This window comes from Acinetobacter sp. A1-4-2, from assembly GCF_040233925.1.
In the GTDB taxonomy this organism is placed as follows: Bacteria; Pseudomonadota; Gammaproteobacteria; order Pseudomonadales; family Moraxellaceae; genus Acinetobacter.
Map to the genome: position 1 here is coordinate 1,774,674 of NZ_CP157981.1, position 14,804 is coordinate 1,789,477.

The window sequence follows — 14,804 nt, forward strand, 5'->3', positions numbered from 1 at the left end:
TGGATGAAAGGTCATCCAAAGCCAAAATACCTTAGTGTATGGTGACATGACAGAGATTTACTGAACCAAAGACTGACCATACAACAGCTGGAGACAGTTTCCGGAAACTTCGATTGTGCTAGACCATTTTGGCACGCCTGCCGGTCTTTTTGGTCAAGTTGGAGTACAGAGCGGACTGACCAAAGTTGTACGGGAAATATTCTAGTTCGCTGGCAGGAGGATATTGCCGAACTGGCAAGGTATCCAAATGTTTATATCAAGATGTCTGGCCTGTTGTTTATGCCGATATTGAGTCATCAGTTTCACAAGCAGAATCGCTTAGCCAGCAAACAGGAAATCTATGATTTAGCCTTTCCACTGATTAGCCATATACTGCGGCACTTTGGCAATTACCGGGTCATATTTGCCTTCAACTTCTCCATGGATCGGGTCATCAACAGCTCACTGCTGAACATTATTGATGCCTTTAGTGATGTGGTAGTGGCATGTGATTGCCATGCCTTGGAACGAGTATTCCCTCATAATGCAAAGCAGTTTTATCGGCTTTAAAAGAAACCTCCCCTAACCCCTCCTAAAAAGAGGGGAAAAGCACAACAAATATATGAATAGCAGGATAGAAAATAGCGTTTAAAAGTTATGACTTGTTTTGTGGCTTTCCATACTGGTCTGCCATGACTTCCACCAGCTGATCCAGTTTGATGTATTTCTTGATTACGGCATCCACATCTGCTTTGCTAAGTTTTGCAAAAGCCTGATCACGCTTTTCACGGAACAACAAGTCGCGATTATGTTCCAGTTGAGGCATGAGCATTGCGTGAATACTGCGTTCATCTTCCAAAGCAGTCACCCGTTTTTTCAGAATATTGGCTTTGGCCGCTTCCAGCTCCTGTTCAGTCACCCCTTTAGTCAGTAAATCATTCAGTACCTTATGCACGGCTTGCGATACTTGCGCCGACTTCGCTGCCGTATAATTGGCTTCTATGGTAAGTGCCCCTGAATCAATCCATTCATCCAGATCCAGATTGCTACCAAATCCATACACCAGGGCATTTTTCTCACGGAGTTCCTGGGCTAAACGTGACGACAGCTGCGAATCAGCCAGAATATAACTAAACGCCATTAAGGCTGGCGCATCGGCATGATTCGAACCCACCGGCAAGGTCAAAATGACCTGATAATTACCAAATTCACGTTGCTCTGATAAAGCATGGATTTTTTGTGCCTTATACGCCTGATAATCAGAACTTAAGCGTTGATAAGGCAATTGCGCTTTCCATCCAGAGAATTCTTTTTGTAGCAGTTTTAGCATGGGCTGAGCCTGATAATCACCGGTAATGGCAATTTGTGCATGATGACTGATAAAGAAATCCTGATATAATTTTTTCACTTGCTCAACTGTTGCTGCTTTAAGCTGCTGTTTAGACAGCTCAGGTTCAAAATGATAGCGTAAATCTCCTGGCTGATAGGTTTCCAATAAGCGCGTCATGGTCAATGCGGCAACCGTTTCAGGTTCCGTATATGGCCGATCTAGGCTCGACAAGCTTTGTGACTTGATCAGGTCAAATTGCGATTGTTCAAACTTCGGTGTTTTCAGAACATCAAGCATAAATTTGAAATAATCATCAAATTTCTCTTTTTTTGCCACAATCTGAATGGCAATACTATTTGCAGATGCTGTAGCCGTTGCTCCACCACCCGCTTCAATCGATTTGTCTGCAATATCCTGCAAACTATACTGATCTGAGCCACGCAAGAGTAAATAGGCCATCAAATCCAGTACTTCACCTTTATTAAACAAAGATTTGTCCGTACCAAAGTCAACAGAAATGGTGGCATAGGTTTTATCATCACGGGTAGAGGTTGGATATAAAGCGTATGCAATACCGTTTTTCAACGTTCCGCGCTGGATTTTCTTTTCAGTATCCATCAAATACTGCTTTGAGGTTTTGACGTATTCCGCGACTTCCTGCTTATAGGCACTGCTGTCTTTAAGCGGCTCTTCTTGCACACTGGCCTGATCTAAGGTTTTAGGTTGCTCGGCAGCCTGTTGTTGCACTGCTTTTTTCTGATCTTCCGGGGTCGGTTTAATATCTCCAGAAATGCGATGTTCTGGCACTAAAAACCGGGTCAGGGTTTGATTGACATCAGTAAGCTTCAATTGCTTCACATTATTCAAATCAGTAAAGTACTGCGACCAGTCTCCCTGATAAGCCACATAATAATCACTTAAACGCCCCCCCAAAGCGGCAGCATTACTGAGTACACTGTCTGCCTGATTCTGAATCAGATTTTTTACCCGGTTTAGTTCGGTCTCATTAAATGGCTGACTTTTTTCCACACCCGCAATAAGTTCGGATTGCACTTTTTTCTCATCATGATTCGGTGCATAAATGGCACCCATAAAGACCAGATTAAAGTCCTGATCTAGCCAGGTAGTAGATTGAACGCCGGTACTTAAACCGGTTTCCACCATGCTTTGATAAAGATGTCCACTCGGTTGCATGGTATATAAATAAGGTGTCAGTGCCAAAGCAGATTTGATCTTTTCATTTTTGCCATTCAGGTAAATATTGAATTTAGCCAGATCACTGCCCTTTTTTACAACAAAATTTCTATGCTGAATTTTGGCTGAGTCCAGCACAGGAACTTTGGTCTGTACTGGAACCTGACGAGTTGCTATTGGACTAAACTGTTGATCAATCTGTTTTAACACAGCGGCTTTATCAAATTTACCGGAAATGATCATTACGGCATTGTTCGGTGCATACCAGGTTCGATAAAATTTATTCAGCTCATCCATTTTAATGGACTGCAATTCTTTTAAATCGCCAATCGGCAAACGTCCCAGATACTTATTGCCATAAGCCGATTTCCACATCTGGTCCATCATCACTGCAAAAGGCTGATCCATACGAACTTCACGTTCGCGTTTCACAATGGCAATTTCAGAAGGGACAAACTTTTCTTGCAGTACCAGCTTGTCCATACGTTCAGCTTCAAGATGAATCACTTGATTAATGGCATTCTGTTCAGGACGGATCACATTGGTATATTTGGTGGAATAATAATCCGTACTGGCGTTGGTCATTAAGGTGTATTGATCCAGACGGCGCTGAAATTCTTCACCTTTGATATTCTGTGTACCCTTAAATGCCAGATGTTCGAGCAAATGTGCCAAACCGCCTTTGCCCTGCGGATCATTGAGTGAACCGGTCAGATAGACCGTGTTCATAAAGACTTTATTTTCTTTATCATTTTGCGCCAGAACCACGCGAAAACCATTGTCTAATGTATATTCTTCAATCTTCTGCTCAGATTTAACCAAAATCGGTTGTGCCCAGGCAGTTGCACTAAAACCAACAAATAATAATGAGATAGTAAGTTGTTTGAACCGCATGAGCATAATTATTCCAATTTATTCAGTCATATGAATTTTTAAGCATCACATCTTAGAAAATGATCATGATGTTGAGTAGTTACTTTTTGCAAGCATTACCGTTTATTTCAATAGCTTTGTCGTTCATTTATATCCAGATGTTACAAATGTAGCTCTGCCTGCATATATAATTTTGCATAACCTGAAATTTCAATCCGTTCATTTTCAAGCAGTTCACAATATAATTTTCCCCCACGTGCAGATACCTGATCAGCCAGAATATCTTTTTTGCCCAATTTCTCTGCCCAAAGTGGCGCAATCGCGGTATGAATTGAACCGGTAACCGGATCTTCATCAATGCCATTAGCTGGAGCAAAATAACGCGATATACAATCATAAGGCACAGCAGCCTGAGCAGTAATGGCCAGGTCCAAAACACGCTTTGGTTGGGTTTTCTCGGCTTGATTGAGTGTCCATTGTTTGAATAATTCCAGATTGGGCTTCTCATCCCGTACATCTTGTGGATTTGCATATTCCATAATGTAGGCCTGATGATTTAAATAAACATTTTTAAATGGCTTGCTTAAAATTTGCTTTAAAACTTCAGGATAATGGGTAATTTTTTTTGCACGGCGAATCGGAAAGTTCATTTTGATTTTGCCATCCACCTCTTGGCTTACCACAAAAATGCCGAGCTCTTTAACATGAAACCGAAGGGTTTTCGCAGCAGTATAATCTTTGAATAGTACAAAACTGCTGGCTAGCGTTGCATGTCCACAAAAGTTCACTTCTGTGGTTGGGGTAAACCAGCGGATTTCATAGTTTTCTGCATCAAGCATTTTCACAAACGCAGTTTCCGCCAGATTATTTTCTAAGGCGATATTTTGCATCAAGACCTCATCCAGCCAGTGTTCAGTCACAATCACTGCCGCAGGATTTCCTTTAAATAGTTCCGTTGTGAAGGCATCTACCTGATACATTTTCATATTGATTTGCCCAATTTTAGATTCAGCACTTTGTATGTTCTAAATGTAATACAGACATTATTGCTGCAAGTATTCCATAGCGTGCTTTTTAAAAATAAAAAGCTGATCTAGAAAGACTGTTTTTGTATCCGCCTGCAGATCAGCAACTTTATGTATAAATACTAGCCTATTAATTGCGATTTTCCCCTGGAAAAAACCTGGCTTTAAGGCTAGCTTATTCATATCTATATCATTGATTTCTATCTTATGCATTTTCAAGTCCATATGATTGATGTAAAAAATCAATTGCAGAACTATATCTGGTTATTAGAACATATCCCGAGTAAAGAAGTCGTTGCAGTTGACCCTACGGAAGCACATCTGGTCGAAGAGGTTTGTGCAGCGAAAGGTTTAAAGCTGACTCAGATCTGGCTGACACATTGGCATAAAGACCATATTGGCGGTGTGCCAGAGCTTTTACAAAATCGTCATATCCCCGTTTATGGTCCACGGGAAGAATTAAGCAAAGCTCCTTTTATCACTCATCCCCTACAACATGAAAATCATCTTAGTTTTCATGATTTAAATATTGAGATTATTGCCGTACCTGGACATACACTGGGGCATATCGTTTATTTTATTGATGCGCTGGATGTACTTTTCTGTGGCGATACATTGTTTGCCATGGGTTGTGGCCGTGTGTTTGAAGGAACATATGAGCAAATGTACCATTCGCTGAACCGTCTGGCTGCTTTGCCAGCACGTACCAAAGTCTACTGCACCCATGAATATACACTGGCCAATGCCAAGTTTGCTTTACATGTCGAACCTGACAACCTGGCGATTCAGCAGCGCTTCGAACAGGTGGAAGCACTGCGTATGCTCGGTCAAAGTACCTTACCAAGTAGCATTGAATTGGAACTGCAAACCAATCCCTTTTTAAGGGTGGACAGCGTGGAAGAATTTCGGCACATACGACAGTTAAAAGATAACTTTTAATGGGTGTAGTATGTAGCAGCGATGACAGTTTATAAAATTTGATGGGTTTGGGTATAAGCATCGAGCTCGGCTTGCGTCACCACTTTGGTGACATGCATCTCGTCCACACGAACTAGCAGTAACCCACCTAAAGCCGGTTGATAACGACGGGCGCTGCCAAAAGGCGTATAGGACACTTTGGATTGTTCGCCGAAAAATAGCCAGTCCTCATGGCCCAGCATAACAGCAACAGGTACCTGACCTTGTTGCTGCATCTGCTGAATTTGCTTGCTTACATTCTGTTCAATGGTTTCTGTGGTCATTACAATTCTGTCTTCATCTTGATCAACATTTTGCACCTGCCAGAATTCAATAAATTCTCTTGGTACAATGCCATATATTTTATCTTTTTTTAAAATATATGACACTGTCATTTTTTGGCGGCTATTGATTTGTGAATAAAATGACATGGCTGTTCCACTTCAGTGCGGTATTTCCCCCCAATTTATCCTTCCCCAAAACTGCTCAAAGATAAAAACATTCATGCTCTAGTTAAAATTGTGTTTAAATATTTCCATTTCAAAAAATCAAGAAAATAGGCTAAAATAAATAAAAATCAATAATATGTAAAATAATTCCTTGAATACAAGATTAGTTTTTATCCGCAATTTAATTATTATTTACGCATTTCTTGCATAAAAAAAATACAAAATATTTATTTTATAAAAAACCTGTTCAAGCTACCCTTTAAAAAAATATCTGCATCCCTATTAATTATTTAATAGCAGTCAGTATCTAATACACAAGGAGTTCTCTCGTGAAGAAAGTTGTTAAGGCAAAAAATTTAATTGCATTTCGTATCTGGTTAGAAAAATTGGGCTATTCAGTAAAATCATTGACTGATAATCGTGGGTTTACCTTTAGCTTCAAAAAAGAATATGGTCTGGTCACATGTGATTTAGCAGGTAATGCGCTTGCCATGCAACTTGGTGAAGAATTCGAAGATCATTTAAAAGCTTAAAAGAGTATCGGTCATTTTGGATTAGGACAAAACAATAATAATTTTAAATCTATTTTTAAAAGCCCATTTTTTGGGCTTTTTATTTATGTTCACTTTTTACAGGCAATAAAAAAGCAAGGTCTATTTACCTTGCTTTAATATGGTGGGGATAGAGAGACTCGAACTCTCACGCCCAGAGGGCGCTGCGACCTGAACACAGTGCGTCTACCAATTCCGCCATATCCCCATCAGGACCAGCTTAGTGCTGGATTTTTCTTACAACAAAAAAGCAAGGTAGCTTACCTTGCCTTAATATGATGGTGGGGACGGAGAGACTCGAACTCTCACACCTTGCGGCGCTGGAACCTAAATCCAGTGCGTCTACCAATTTCGCCACGTCCCCATCAGGGTACCAACTTGATGTTGGATTTTTTAAAGCTTGGCAGAGGATCAAGGATTCGAACCTTGACGAACGGTTTTGGAGACCGTCATGCTACCATTACACCAATCCTCTATAACCTAATTATCAAACTATGCTGATAGTTAAGTGGTGGGGACGGAGAGACTCGAACTCTCACACCTTGCGGCGCTGGAACCTAAATCCAGTGCGTCTACCAATTTCGCCACGTCCCCAATGGCTGTGTATATTATAGAGATCGATTCCTGATGACAAGACCTTTTTATGAAAAATCCACTTGTTTGTTTAAATAAAAAACAAAAACCGTTTTTCTGTATTTTTCTTAAGCATTTTCAGTGACTAAGCAGCGTTTTATTGTAGCAATGTCGGTAAATCTCTGCTGTTTTTGCTTCGCCAACATACCACATAAAAGCTGTTTAAATGCTAAATAAGGTTGTGGCAGTTCAATATTTAGCTGCTGGCAATGCAAATAGGCCCAATCGTGATAATTTTTTGCACTCAGGCGCTGATTGTTCAACCATTCATACAGAATAATACCCAACGCATAAATATCCGTTTGCACGGTTTTTTCAGAACCCTGAAAAAGTTCAGGTGCCATATAGCGTGGTGTTGCCGTTAGATTTTTCGGATTGTGGATTGCATTGATTTTTTGTACCTGCTCAAAATCGATTAAACATGCGCGGTTTTGATATTTAACCAGGTGCTCATGTTTTAAATCACCATGAATCCAACCCAACTGATGCAACTGATCCACGGCATCTAAAAGCTTCAAGAATGTCTGTTTGATCTGTTGTAGTGACATCTCGGTACAATTACCAAGCAATAAGTCTGCATCGCTTAGAATCAATGCTGCACTGCCCGACATGTGTGATTCAGCCAGGCTTTTAAAATTAGAAATCATTTGAAAAGGCAATAAAAAATCAGGCTGGCTGCTGGCAGAATTAGCTTGAGCTAAAAATTGCTGATAAAAAAGCAGTTCATTTCGAAACCCGTCTTCAATACTGGGGTGGCTATTTAAGCTTTGGGTTTTTAACCAATAACGTTGTTGCTGATATTCAAAGGTATATAAACAACGCCCAAAAGTTAAACTTTTGGGCTTGGTCTTTAACATTAAATGGATATTAGAAAAATCCACATCTTTAAACTGCAATAAATTCTGCGGTTTTTTTCTCTGGATCATGCTGATAACTTAAAAGCTCTAAACAGTGCTGAATGGTTTTACCTACACGGGCATGGGTTTCGATAGAAGATATTTTCGGCCAGGTTGCCCGCTCCCCTTCTCTTTGCAATAACTTGAACAAATATGGGCGTGGATTCTGGAACATGTAACTATAATGGCGCAGACTATAATCACCTACAATATTCACATCCCCATAATAACCTTGATCAATCACCCCATATCCATGATCGAGCAAACGGCGTACAGGAGGAAGCATTCCGACTCGGCCACGCGCAAAATCCATAATTCCCTTGGTAATAACTTTGCCCTGACGACGTACAATGCGCTCTGGCCAGCTCATCACATCTCGACGGTAGCGTTCCGCATCACTTTGCATGAATGGCACAATATGTGGATTCACCTGACTGGCAATGGTGTAATTTAAGTTATACAGTCGCGCCATTTTTTCTTGCGGGAAATCACTTCTTACACTGCCGTCTACCCAACGGGTATTGGACATATAAGGGGTCAATTTGCCATCGTAACGCTTACTGGTGAGCTTAACTGGTGGAAACAGGATGGGCACAGCACAGGATGCCAACACCGCACTCCAAACCAGTAAATCTGGCGAAGTATAAGTATTCATGATGCGGGCTTGTTGTGAGGTGTCATAAGGTGCTACAGCGACATTAATATGTAAACCGGAAGTTTTAAAGGCTTCTTCAAATGTCACATCACCCAAGTTTTCAATCAGGAATTTTTTCAGGTATTTTACATCGGCAAAACCACCGTTTCCCTTTAAAAGGTCACCAAATTTACGAAAGTGAAAAGCTTCGGTAAAAAAGTTTTCACCATTTAAAAGACCGGTAATATCTGAAGGTTTTGAAGTACCGAGCATGGTGGTCATGATTGCCCCGGCACTCGAACCGGATAATACTTTAGGCATTAAATCCTGTTCAAGCAGTGCTTTACATACGCCGGTATGAAACAGTCCTAAAGTTGCTCCACCTGAAAACATGATCGCAGGCTGGCCATAAGCTTTTTTACACTGCTGAAAGAACTCTATTTTTTTTTCCATAGGCAAGCAAGTACAGTTGCTCGAAGCAATGTAAGCCAGGCTTTCACTGACTTCTTCCACATAATCTTCAATAATTTTTTTAGTGCCCACATAGGTAGCATTAAAAAGCATGGGATGTGCAATATTTGCGATATCGTAGCTTAAACCTTCACGCAATATATACATGAGATCTTGGGTACGTTTTTGAAAACGGTAGCGTTTTAACCTGCTTAATCGCCCAGAAATAATTTCGGCATCAAAATAAGGTGAACAGTTATCCAATTTCCATTCTTGAGCACCGGATTCTTCATCTATTTTTAGGGCAATGCTTTTCCATTCTTCATATGTTTCAGCCGCAGCGAGCTGACTTTTTAATTTTTTTATACGGTATGCTTGATGTGGATTAATATTTGTCGTGAAATCATTAAATAACATATCTATCCCTCAAACACTTTCATTGTTATTCCCTGTCCCTGATCGGGTATCGAACATCATCTTTGTACAATCAACAAGTGATTAATCCATCATCATACCGCCTATTCAATTGGCAAACTATGGCTATTTGACATACAGTTTCCATGTAAAATGACCTTTTTCACTTTATCCGTATAAGCTGAACCATCATGGCAACAATTGATTTACCTGACAATATATTACAAGTTCTTTCGACTGTACTCCAACAGCTACAGCAAAACCTACCTGAACTGAAACAAGAAACCAACTTTGAAGCTTCGGCTTATAAGTGGCAAAATAAACAATTAAACGCCATTCAGCAGCCTAAAAAAATCTATTTGGACGATTTAAAAGGTATAGAAAAACAAAAAGAAAAAGTGATTCAAAATACCCGGCAATTTTTAAAAGGCTTGCCTGCCAACGATGTACTACTGACTGGCTCACGCGGCACAGGGAAATCCTCAATTGTACGTGCATTATTAACCGAGTATGAATCTGAAGGCTTGCGTTTAATTGAAATTGAACGTGATGATTTGGCCGATTTGCCGATGATTCAGAAATTGATTGAAAATCGTCCTGAAAAATTTATTGTCTATTGTGATGACCTGGCTTTTAACGCAGAAGATGAAAACTATCGCAGTTTAAAAAGTGTATTGGATGGTTCATTACAATCCGGTTCAAGCAATTTTATTATTTATGCCACCAGCAACCGCCGTCATTTATTGCCGGAATTTATGCATGAAAACACCCCGATAACGCGTATGGATGTTCCTCAATACACCGAGCTACACCCACAAGAAGCCATTGAAGAAAAAATTTCACTGTCTGACCGTTTCGGTATGTGGCTGTCGTTCTATCCGATGGATCAGAACTTGTACCTGGAAATCGTGCAGCACTATTTAGCAAAAGCTGGTATGTCCATGACAGATGAAGTACGCGCCGAAGCCTTAAGATGGTGTCAGGCACGTGGACAGCGTTCAGGGCGTGCAGCGTATCAATTCTCTAAGCATTGGATTGGATCACAACTACTTCAGTCTCAATAATTAGCTTAAATTTGTGAACACTGAAAAAGAATCTCTCATATTCTTTTCCAAAATTAAAAAAGAGGCTCTCGCCTCTTTTTTAATTCTTTATATTTAAGCTTCGCTTGGATTGGTCAACTCTGTCATTGGCCAGCGTGGCGTAGTTGTCACAGACAGACCATCATGCTGCCCTGCTTTTAAACGCTGATAACCGGCAAAGGCAATCATGGCACCATTATCAGTACATAACGCGGGTTCTGCATAATAGACTTGGGCTTTAATTTTAGCCAAATCCGCTTCCAAACGTTCACGTAAGCGCTTATTGGCACTTACACCACCTGCAATCACCAAACGTTTTAAACAGGTCTGTTTCAGTGTTTTTACCGATTTTTTTACCAATGTATCTACCAGCGCTTCCTGGAAGCTTGCTGCGATATCGGCTTCACGACCTTGACCTTCCACTTTTTTCAATTGAATGGAAACAGCCGTCTTTAAACCACTAAATGAAAAATCCAGACCTTGATGCAGCATTGGACGCGGGAAAGCAAAGGCTTCTGGATTCCCTTGCTCAGCCAGTTTTGAAATGTTCGGACCACCTGGATAAGGCAAGCCCATCATCTTTGCCACTTTATCAAAAGCTTCACCAGCAGCATCATCAATTGATTCACCCAGCAATTCATATTGACCAATGCCATGAGCTGCCATGAGCTGAGTATGCCCGCCAGAGACCAATAAAGCGACAAACGGAAATTCTGGCGGAGTTTTAGACAACAAAGGCGCCAACATATGACCTTCCATATGATGCACACCAATCGCTGGTTTATTTAACGCGAACGCCAAGGTACGACCAAACAGTGCACCGGTCATAAGCGCTCCCATCAAGCCGGGACCACGTGTATAGGCGACTGCATCAATATCTGATTTTTTAATATTGCTTTGTTCAAGCAACTGATTCATTAAAGGAATTAACTTACGCACATGATCGCGTGAAGCCAGTTCCGGGACCACTCCACCATATTCGGCATGCAGTTTAATCTGACTATATAACACCTGTCCTATTAAGCCGACTTCACTGTCATAGAGTGCTAACCCAGTTTCATCACAAGAAGTTTCCAAGCCCAGAACGATCATTAAACTGCCTTTTACCCGTATCTAAATATTGCTAAAGCTATTATAGACTTGTGATATGAGATGTAAATGAGTAAAATACTGCACTTCACTTGTGATCGAAGGCAATTCAGCCTAGATCTTATCCATAACTTAATGAGGATTCTTCATGCCACAAGTTAAATTGAAAGAAGGCGAACCAGTAGACGTAGCTATCCGTCGTTTCAAACGTTCATGCGAAAAAGCAGGTGTTTTAGCTGACGTTCGTAAACGTGAATTCTACGAAAAACCAACTCAAGAACGTAAACGTAAAAAAGCTGCTGCTGTTAAACGCTACCAAAAGAAATTGGCGCGTGAATCAGTACGTACTACTCGCCTTTACTAAGATTAATTTGTGATTGACTGCCTGGACTAAATAAATGACTACTTTAAAAAACCAAATAACCGATGTTTTGAAAGCAACTATGCGTGCTAAAGAAATGTCCAAGTTAACGGTGATTCGTGGTCTACAGGCAGCAATTAAGCAAATCGAAGTCGATGAGCGCAAAGAACTTGACGACGCTCAAGTTCTTGCGGTCATTGAAAAGCAAATTAAACAACGTAAAGAATCGATCAAAGCCTTTGAAGGTGCTGGTCGAGATGATTTAGCTAGTAAGGAACAAGCCGAAGTTGAAGTGTTATCTCAATTTCTACCAGAAGCTATGACTGAGGAAGAGCTTGATTCTATCATTGCGCAGACGATTACTGCACAAGAAGCTACTAGCATGAAAGATATGGGTAAGGTGATGAATTCTCTGCGTCCGCTCATAGCCGGGCGCGCCGATCCTGCACAAGTTTCAGCTAAAATTAAAGCTAAACTTAGCTAACCCCACTTCTAAAATCGTTCTTTATCGTTGAACTGCCTTTAAGCAAAGACAGTTCAAATGTTTCATCTAATCTCTTATAAACATTCCCGATTATTTCAAATCACACTGAATATTATATTTTTTCAAAATCAGCATTTCTTTTGATGACATCACTTTATTAATGACGTCTTGCCTGGTCATGTGTCTAAATTGACGATCCAAAGACTCCCTGTTCTGATCTGCCGCTTGATATAACCGATCTATGTAATGACCCACAATTGCACAGTACTGTGTTTGCTGCTGGGGCGTAAAGCTAGTCTGTTGCGCATTTAAACTGCTGAAAAAGTTTCTGCTATCCTGCTTATACTGCTCTGAAATTTGATCCACTGCTGCGATATATTGCTCAACACTCGCAACCGCTACATTTGATCCTGCACACCCCAACAATATTAAGGAAAATAATATTTTTTTCATAAATTAATACATTTAATCATTAAAACCATAAATTCACCCGCAGATTATCACAAAGTGAGCAAATTCAGCTGCAGATTTTATTCATCCATATACAGAAAATCAGGCTTATATTGTGCATAGGCTTGCTCGGAAGGCGCAGGTAAATAACCTTGAGTGACCGTTCCCAAACGTAAACGAATAATGTCAGGTAAATCGACCCGATAAGAATAAATTGGACTACCACATTCCTGACAAAAAACTCGTGCTTTATTCGGGCTATGGAAATATTCTTTTAAAAATTTAAGTCCAGTGGTAATTTCAAATTTTGATTGCTGTAACGGACTGTTCCAGGCAAAGATTGAGCCTTGCGCCATTTGACAATCCTTACAGTAACAGATGATGGTTTTTTCAATTTCACCATCATAACGATATTTCACCCTTCCACATAAGCATTGACCTTCTAGCATGTGTTACTCCTTGTTTTTATTATCACGGCAACATAATCATATGCAACTAAATTCTGAGCTGTCGCTCTTTTTGCATTTCCTGAATCCGTACTTTTAATTTTGCAGCTAACACAGCATTATCTTTAGCCAAGCGCTGTGCATGTAATAAAGACTTAATTGCATTTTCTTCCGAACCCGACCAGTATTCTACTTCTGCCCGATAACGCAGCACATTCACCGTTCTAAACGGTGACAACCGGTCTATATTGGCCGCTTGCTGCATCAGGCGCCAAGCCTGAATATCACGCGGATTTTTATTGATAAAGCGTTGGATCAGACTGAAAGCTTGTGCAGGCTCTTTTTGACGGATATAGACTTCCGCCAGTTTAAAAGCCAAAGCCCTGTTTTCCGGCATAATCCGTGCTACTGATTGAATGGCCTGATAAGCTTGCTCGGTTTTATTTTGTCCCAAATAAATATCGGTTTGAATCAAAACCAACAAATTATTTAAGCGTTGCTGTGCCTTTGCCTGATCTAAAACTTGCTGAGCTAAAACATAATCGCCTTGTTTTAGATAAAAAGCAGCCAATGCCAGCTGGCCGGAAAAATTATTGCGATTCGCCAAAACCTGAAGTTGTTGCTCTGTGGTCTGGTTAGAAATGACCTTGCTGTACCACTTCAGCATTTCAAAATCTTCATCATGTAAATTTGATTTTACCAGAGGGAATTGATTGGCTCTTAAACGAGCTTCACTCATCCGTTCTGTACTGAGTGGATGGGTGAGCCAGAAATCAGGCAAGAAACTGACCTTGCTGGTTGCCCTGTCCATGACTTCAAAAAAGTCCGCCATACTTTGCGGGTTATAGCCTGCGCTATACATATACTGCATGCCAATCCGGTCTGCTTCACGTTCCTGGTTACGGCTATAGTTCAGCTGTTTATCCATCAATGCCGCCTGAGAACCCAGCATGACTGCAGTTCCAGCATCCCCATCAGCTTGAGAAGCAATTAGCGCGCCAACCAGTAATCCTGCCACAGTTAACAGGCCCTGCCCCTTAAACGCCTCTTGTGAGCGACTGTAATGACGCTGTGACACATGGGCCACTTCATGCGCCATCACCCCAGCCACTTCATCCATATTTCGGGCAGAAGTGATTAAGCCCGTATTGATGGCAAATAATCCACCCGGAACGGCAAAAGCATTGATTTGAGGATCATCGATAATCACCAGCCCTATGGGCTGACCCAGCTGGGTCTGGCTTAAAATATGTGAGAATACACTCCCCAACTGATCTTCCAGCCACGGATTTTGCAAGACAGGCATTTGGTGCTGGACTTCACGAAAGACCTTTTCACCAATCATTTTTTCTTTTTGCTGGTCAATCAGACCAACACCGCTACCAATTTCAGGAACATTAAATTGTGAGCTTAAATTGAGATTTGCACTGTGCGTTAATGTGATTGCTGAAATCAAAGTCAGGTTACACGCCCATAAAAACCGTTTCAATGTGATGTTCTCAAACTG

At 40.8% G+C, this 14,804-nt stretch carries 15 protein-coding genes, 4 tRNA genes and 1 pseudogene; 6 read left to right on the forward strand and 14 right to left on the reverse strand.

Annotated elements, in window-relative coordinates; translation table 11 throughout:
- Window positions 1-91: 91 nt before the first annotated feature.
- A pseudogene (locus ABJ384_RS08760) lies at window positions 92-549 on the forward strand (amidohydrolase family protein); the annotation flags it as partial.
- An 85-nt stretch (window positions 550-634) separates the two neighbouring features.
- Here ABJ384_RS08760 and ABJ384_RS08765 read toward each other — a convergent pair.
- The 3 genes from ABJ384_RS08765 to ABJ384_RS08775 all read right to left on the reverse strand — a co-directional run bounded on the left by ABJ384_RS08765 (window position 635) and on the right by ABJ384_RS08775 (window position 4,614).
- A complete protein-coding gene (locus tag ABJ384_RS08765; protein ID WP_349926819.1) occupies window positions 635-3,403 on the reverse strand; it encodes a pitrilysin family protein in 2,769 nt (922 codons plus the stop codon).
- 134 nt (window positions 3,404-3,537) lie between these two features.
- On the reverse strand, window positions 3,538-4,362 hold the full coding sequence (locus tag ABJ384_RS08770; protein WP_349926821.1) for a PhzF family phenazine biosynthesis protein: 825 nt from the start codon (window positions 4,360-4,362) through the stop codon (window positions 3,538-3,540).
- A 57-nt stretch (window positions 4,363-4,419) separates the two neighbouring features.
- Window positions 4,420-4,614, reverse strand: a complete 195-nt coding sequence (locus ABJ384_RS08775) for a hypothetical protein (RefSeq protein ID WP_086195542.1) — start codon at window positions 4,612-4,614, stop codon at window positions 4,420-4,422.
- Between ABJ384_RS08775 and gloB the strand changes: the two genes are divergently transcribed.
- Window positions 4,609-5,340, forward strand: coding sequence for a hydroxyacylglutathione hydrolase (gene gloB / locus ABJ384_RS08780; protein ID WP_086195543.1), 732 nt, complete (start codon window positions 4,609-4,611; stop codon window positions 5,338-5,340). The two genes, ABJ384_RS08775 and gloB, sit on opposite strands and share 6 nt — an antisense overlap.
- 29 nt (window positions 5,341-5,369) lie before the next feature.
- On the opposite strand, the gene ABJ384_RS08785 is transcribed toward gloB, so the two are convergent.
- A complete protein-coding gene (locus ABJ384_RS08785; protein ID WP_349929727.1) occupies window positions 5,370-5,642 on the reverse strand; it encodes a hypothetical protein in 273 nt (90 codons plus the stop codon).
- A gap of 494 nt (window positions 5,643-6,136) precedes the next feature.
- Between ABJ384_RS08785 and ABJ384_RS08790 the strand changes: the two genes are divergently transcribed.
- Window positions 6,137-6,340: a hypothetical protein gene (locus ABJ384_RS08790; RefSeq protein ID WP_086176023.1), complete on the forward strand. Its 204-nt coding sequence runs from the start codon at window positions 6,137-6,139 to the stop codon at window positions 6,338-6,340.
- Window positions 6,341-6,480: 140 nt separating this feature from the next.
- On the opposite strand, the gene ABJ384_RS08795 is transcribed toward ABJ384_RS08790, so the two are convergent.
- From ABJ384_RS08795 to ABJ384_RS08820, 6 genes are all read right to left on the reverse strand, one after another.
- Window positions 6,481-6,566 (reverse strand) — tRNA-Leu (locus tag ABJ384_RS08795).
- Window positions 6,567-6,637: 71 nt separating this feature from the next.
- Window positions 6,638-6,722: transfer RNA gene (locus ABJ384_RS08800), tRNA-Leu, on the reverse strand.
- Between the two features lie 37 nt (window positions 6,723-6,759).
- A tRNA-Trp gene (locus ABJ384_RS08805) sits at window positions 6,760-6,833 on the reverse strand.
- A 34-nt stretch (window positions 6,834-6,867) separates the two neighbouring features.
- Window positions 6,868-6,952, reverse strand: a tRNA-Leu gene (locus ABJ384_RS08810).
- A 107-nt stretch (window positions 6,953-7,059) separates the two neighbouring features.
- Window positions 7,060-7,917, reverse strand: a complete 858-nt coding sequence (locus ABJ384_RS08815; protein WP_349926824.1) for a protein kinase — start codon at window positions 7,915-7,917, stop codon at window positions 7,060-7,062.
- Entirely contained in the window at window positions 7,877-9,388 is a 1,512-nt protein-coding gene (locus ABJ384_RS08820) for a DUF3336 domain-containing protein (RefSeq protein WP_180041759.1), read from the reverse strand. The genes ABJ384_RS08815 and ABJ384_RS08820 overlap by 41 nt, the downstream gene beginning before the upstream one ends.
- Window positions 9,389-9,576: 188 nt before the next feature.
- On the opposite strand from ABJ384_RS08820, the gene ABJ384_RS08825 reads away from it, so the two are divergent.
- Entirely contained in the window at window positions 9,577-10,449 is an 873-nt protein-coding gene (locus ABJ384_RS08825; protein WP_166166599.1) for an ATP-binding protein, read from the forward strand.
- A 93-nt stretch (window positions 10,450-10,542) separates the two neighbouring features.
- Here ABJ384_RS08825 and tsaD read toward each other — a convergent pair whose 3' ends face one another.
- Window positions 10,543-11,559: a tRNA (adenosine(37)-N6)-threonylcarbamoyltransferase complex transferase subunit TsaD gene (gene tsaD / locus ABJ384_RS08830; protein ID WP_349926827.1), complete on the reverse strand. Its 1,017-nt coding sequence runs from the start codon at window positions 11,557-11,559 to the stop codon at window positions 10,543-10,545.
- A 145-nt stretch (window positions 11,560-11,704) separates the two neighbouring features.
- On the opposite strand from tsaD, the gene rpsU reads away from it, so the two are divergent.
- Window positions 11,705-11,920 carry a 30S ribosomal protein S21 gene (gene rpsU / locus ABJ384_RS08835; RefSeq protein WP_001136722.1) on the forward strand — a complete coding sequence of 72 codons (216 nt, stop codon included), beginning with the start codon at window positions 11,705-11,707 and terminating at the stop codon, window positions 11,918-11,920.
- A 34-nt stretch (window positions 11,921-11,954) separates the two neighbouring features.
- Complete coding sequence (locus ABJ384_RS08840; protein WP_349926829.1) at window positions 11,955-12,401, forward strand: GatB/YqeY domain-containing protein; 447 nt, start codon at window positions 11,955-11,957, stop codon at window positions 12,399-12,401.
- A gap of 90 nt (window positions 12,402-12,491) precedes the next feature.
- On the opposite strand, the gene ABJ384_RS08845 is transcribed toward ABJ384_RS08840, so the two are convergent.
- From ABJ384_RS08845 to ABJ384_RS08855, 3 genes are all read right to left on the reverse strand, one after another.
- Window positions 12,492-12,854, reverse strand: a complete 363-nt coding sequence (locus tag ABJ384_RS08845; RefSeq protein ID WP_349926831.1) for a hypothetical protein — start codon at window positions 12,852-12,854, stop codon at window positions 12,492-12,494.
- A gap of 77 nt (window positions 12,855-12,931) precedes the next feature.
- The gene (locus ABJ384_RS08850; RefSeq protein ID WP_349926833.1) at window positions 12,932-13,300 is read right to left on the reverse strand and encodes a GFA family protein; all 369 of its coding nucleotides are present in this window, start codon (window positions 13,298-13,300) and stop codon (window positions 12,932-12,934) included.
- Window positions 13,301-13,346: 46 nt separating this feature from the next.
- Window positions 13,347-14,786 (reverse strand): M48 family metalloprotease, encoded by a 1,440-nt coding sequence (locus ABJ384_RS08855; protein WP_349926834.1) that lies wholly within the window; start codon window positions 14,784-14,786, stop codon window positions 13,347-13,349.
- Window positions 14,787-14,804 lie beyond the last annotated feature (18 nt).

Bases quoted from the DNA above. Each gene is read 5' to 3' on its own strand.
- ABJ384_RS08765 (WP_349926819.1), bottom strand. From the start codon at position 3,403: ATGCTCATGCGGTTCAAACAACTTACTATCTCATTATTATTTGTTGGT.
- ABJ384_RS08770 (WP_349926821.1), bottom strand. From the start codon at position 4,362: ATGAAAATGTATCAGGTAGATGCCTTCACAACGGAACTATTTAAAGGA.
- gloB (WP_086195543.1), top strand. From the start codon at position 4,609: ATGCATTTTCAAGTCCATATGATTGATGTAAAAAATCAATTGCAGAAC.
- ABJ384_RS08775 (WP_086195542.1), bottom strand. From the start codon at position 4,614: ATGCATAAGATAGAAATCAATGATATAGATATGAATAAGCTAGCCTTA.
- ABJ384_RS08785 (WP_349929727.1), bottom strand. From the start codon at position 5,642: ATGACCACAGAAACCATTGAACAGAATGTAAGCAAGCAAATTCAGCAG.
- ABJ384_RS08815 (WP_349926824.1), bottom strand. From the start codon at position 7,917: ATGATCCAGAGAAAAAAACCGCAGAATTTATTGCAGTTTAAAGATGTG.
- ABJ384_RS08820 (WP_180041759.1), bottom strand. From the start codon at position 9,388: ATGTTATTTAATGATTTCACGACAAATATTAATCCACATCAAGCATAC.
- ABJ384_RS08825 (WP_166166599.1), top strand. From the start codon at position 9,577: ATGGCAACAATTGATTTACCTGACAATATATTACAAGTTCTTTCGACT.
- tsaD (WP_349926827.1), bottom strand. From the start codon at position 11,559: ATGATCGTTCTGGGCTTGGAAACTTCTTGTGATGAAACTGGGTTAGCA.
- rpsU (WP_001136722.1), top strand. From the start codon at position 11,705: ATGCCACAAGTTAAATTGAAAGAAGGCGAACCAGTAGACGTAGCTATC.
- ABJ384_RS08840 (WP_349926829.1), top strand. From the start codon at position 11,955: ATGACTACTTTAAAAAACCAAATAACCGATGTTTTGAAAGCAACTATG.
- ABJ384_RS08845 (WP_349926831.1), bottom strand. From the start codon at position 12,854: ATGAAAAAAATATTATTTTCCTTAATATTGTTGGGGTGTGCAGGATCA.
- ABJ384_RS08850 (WP_349926833.1), bottom strand. From the start codon at position 13,300: ATGCTAGAAGGTCAATGCTTATGTGGAAGGGTGAAATATCGTTATGAT.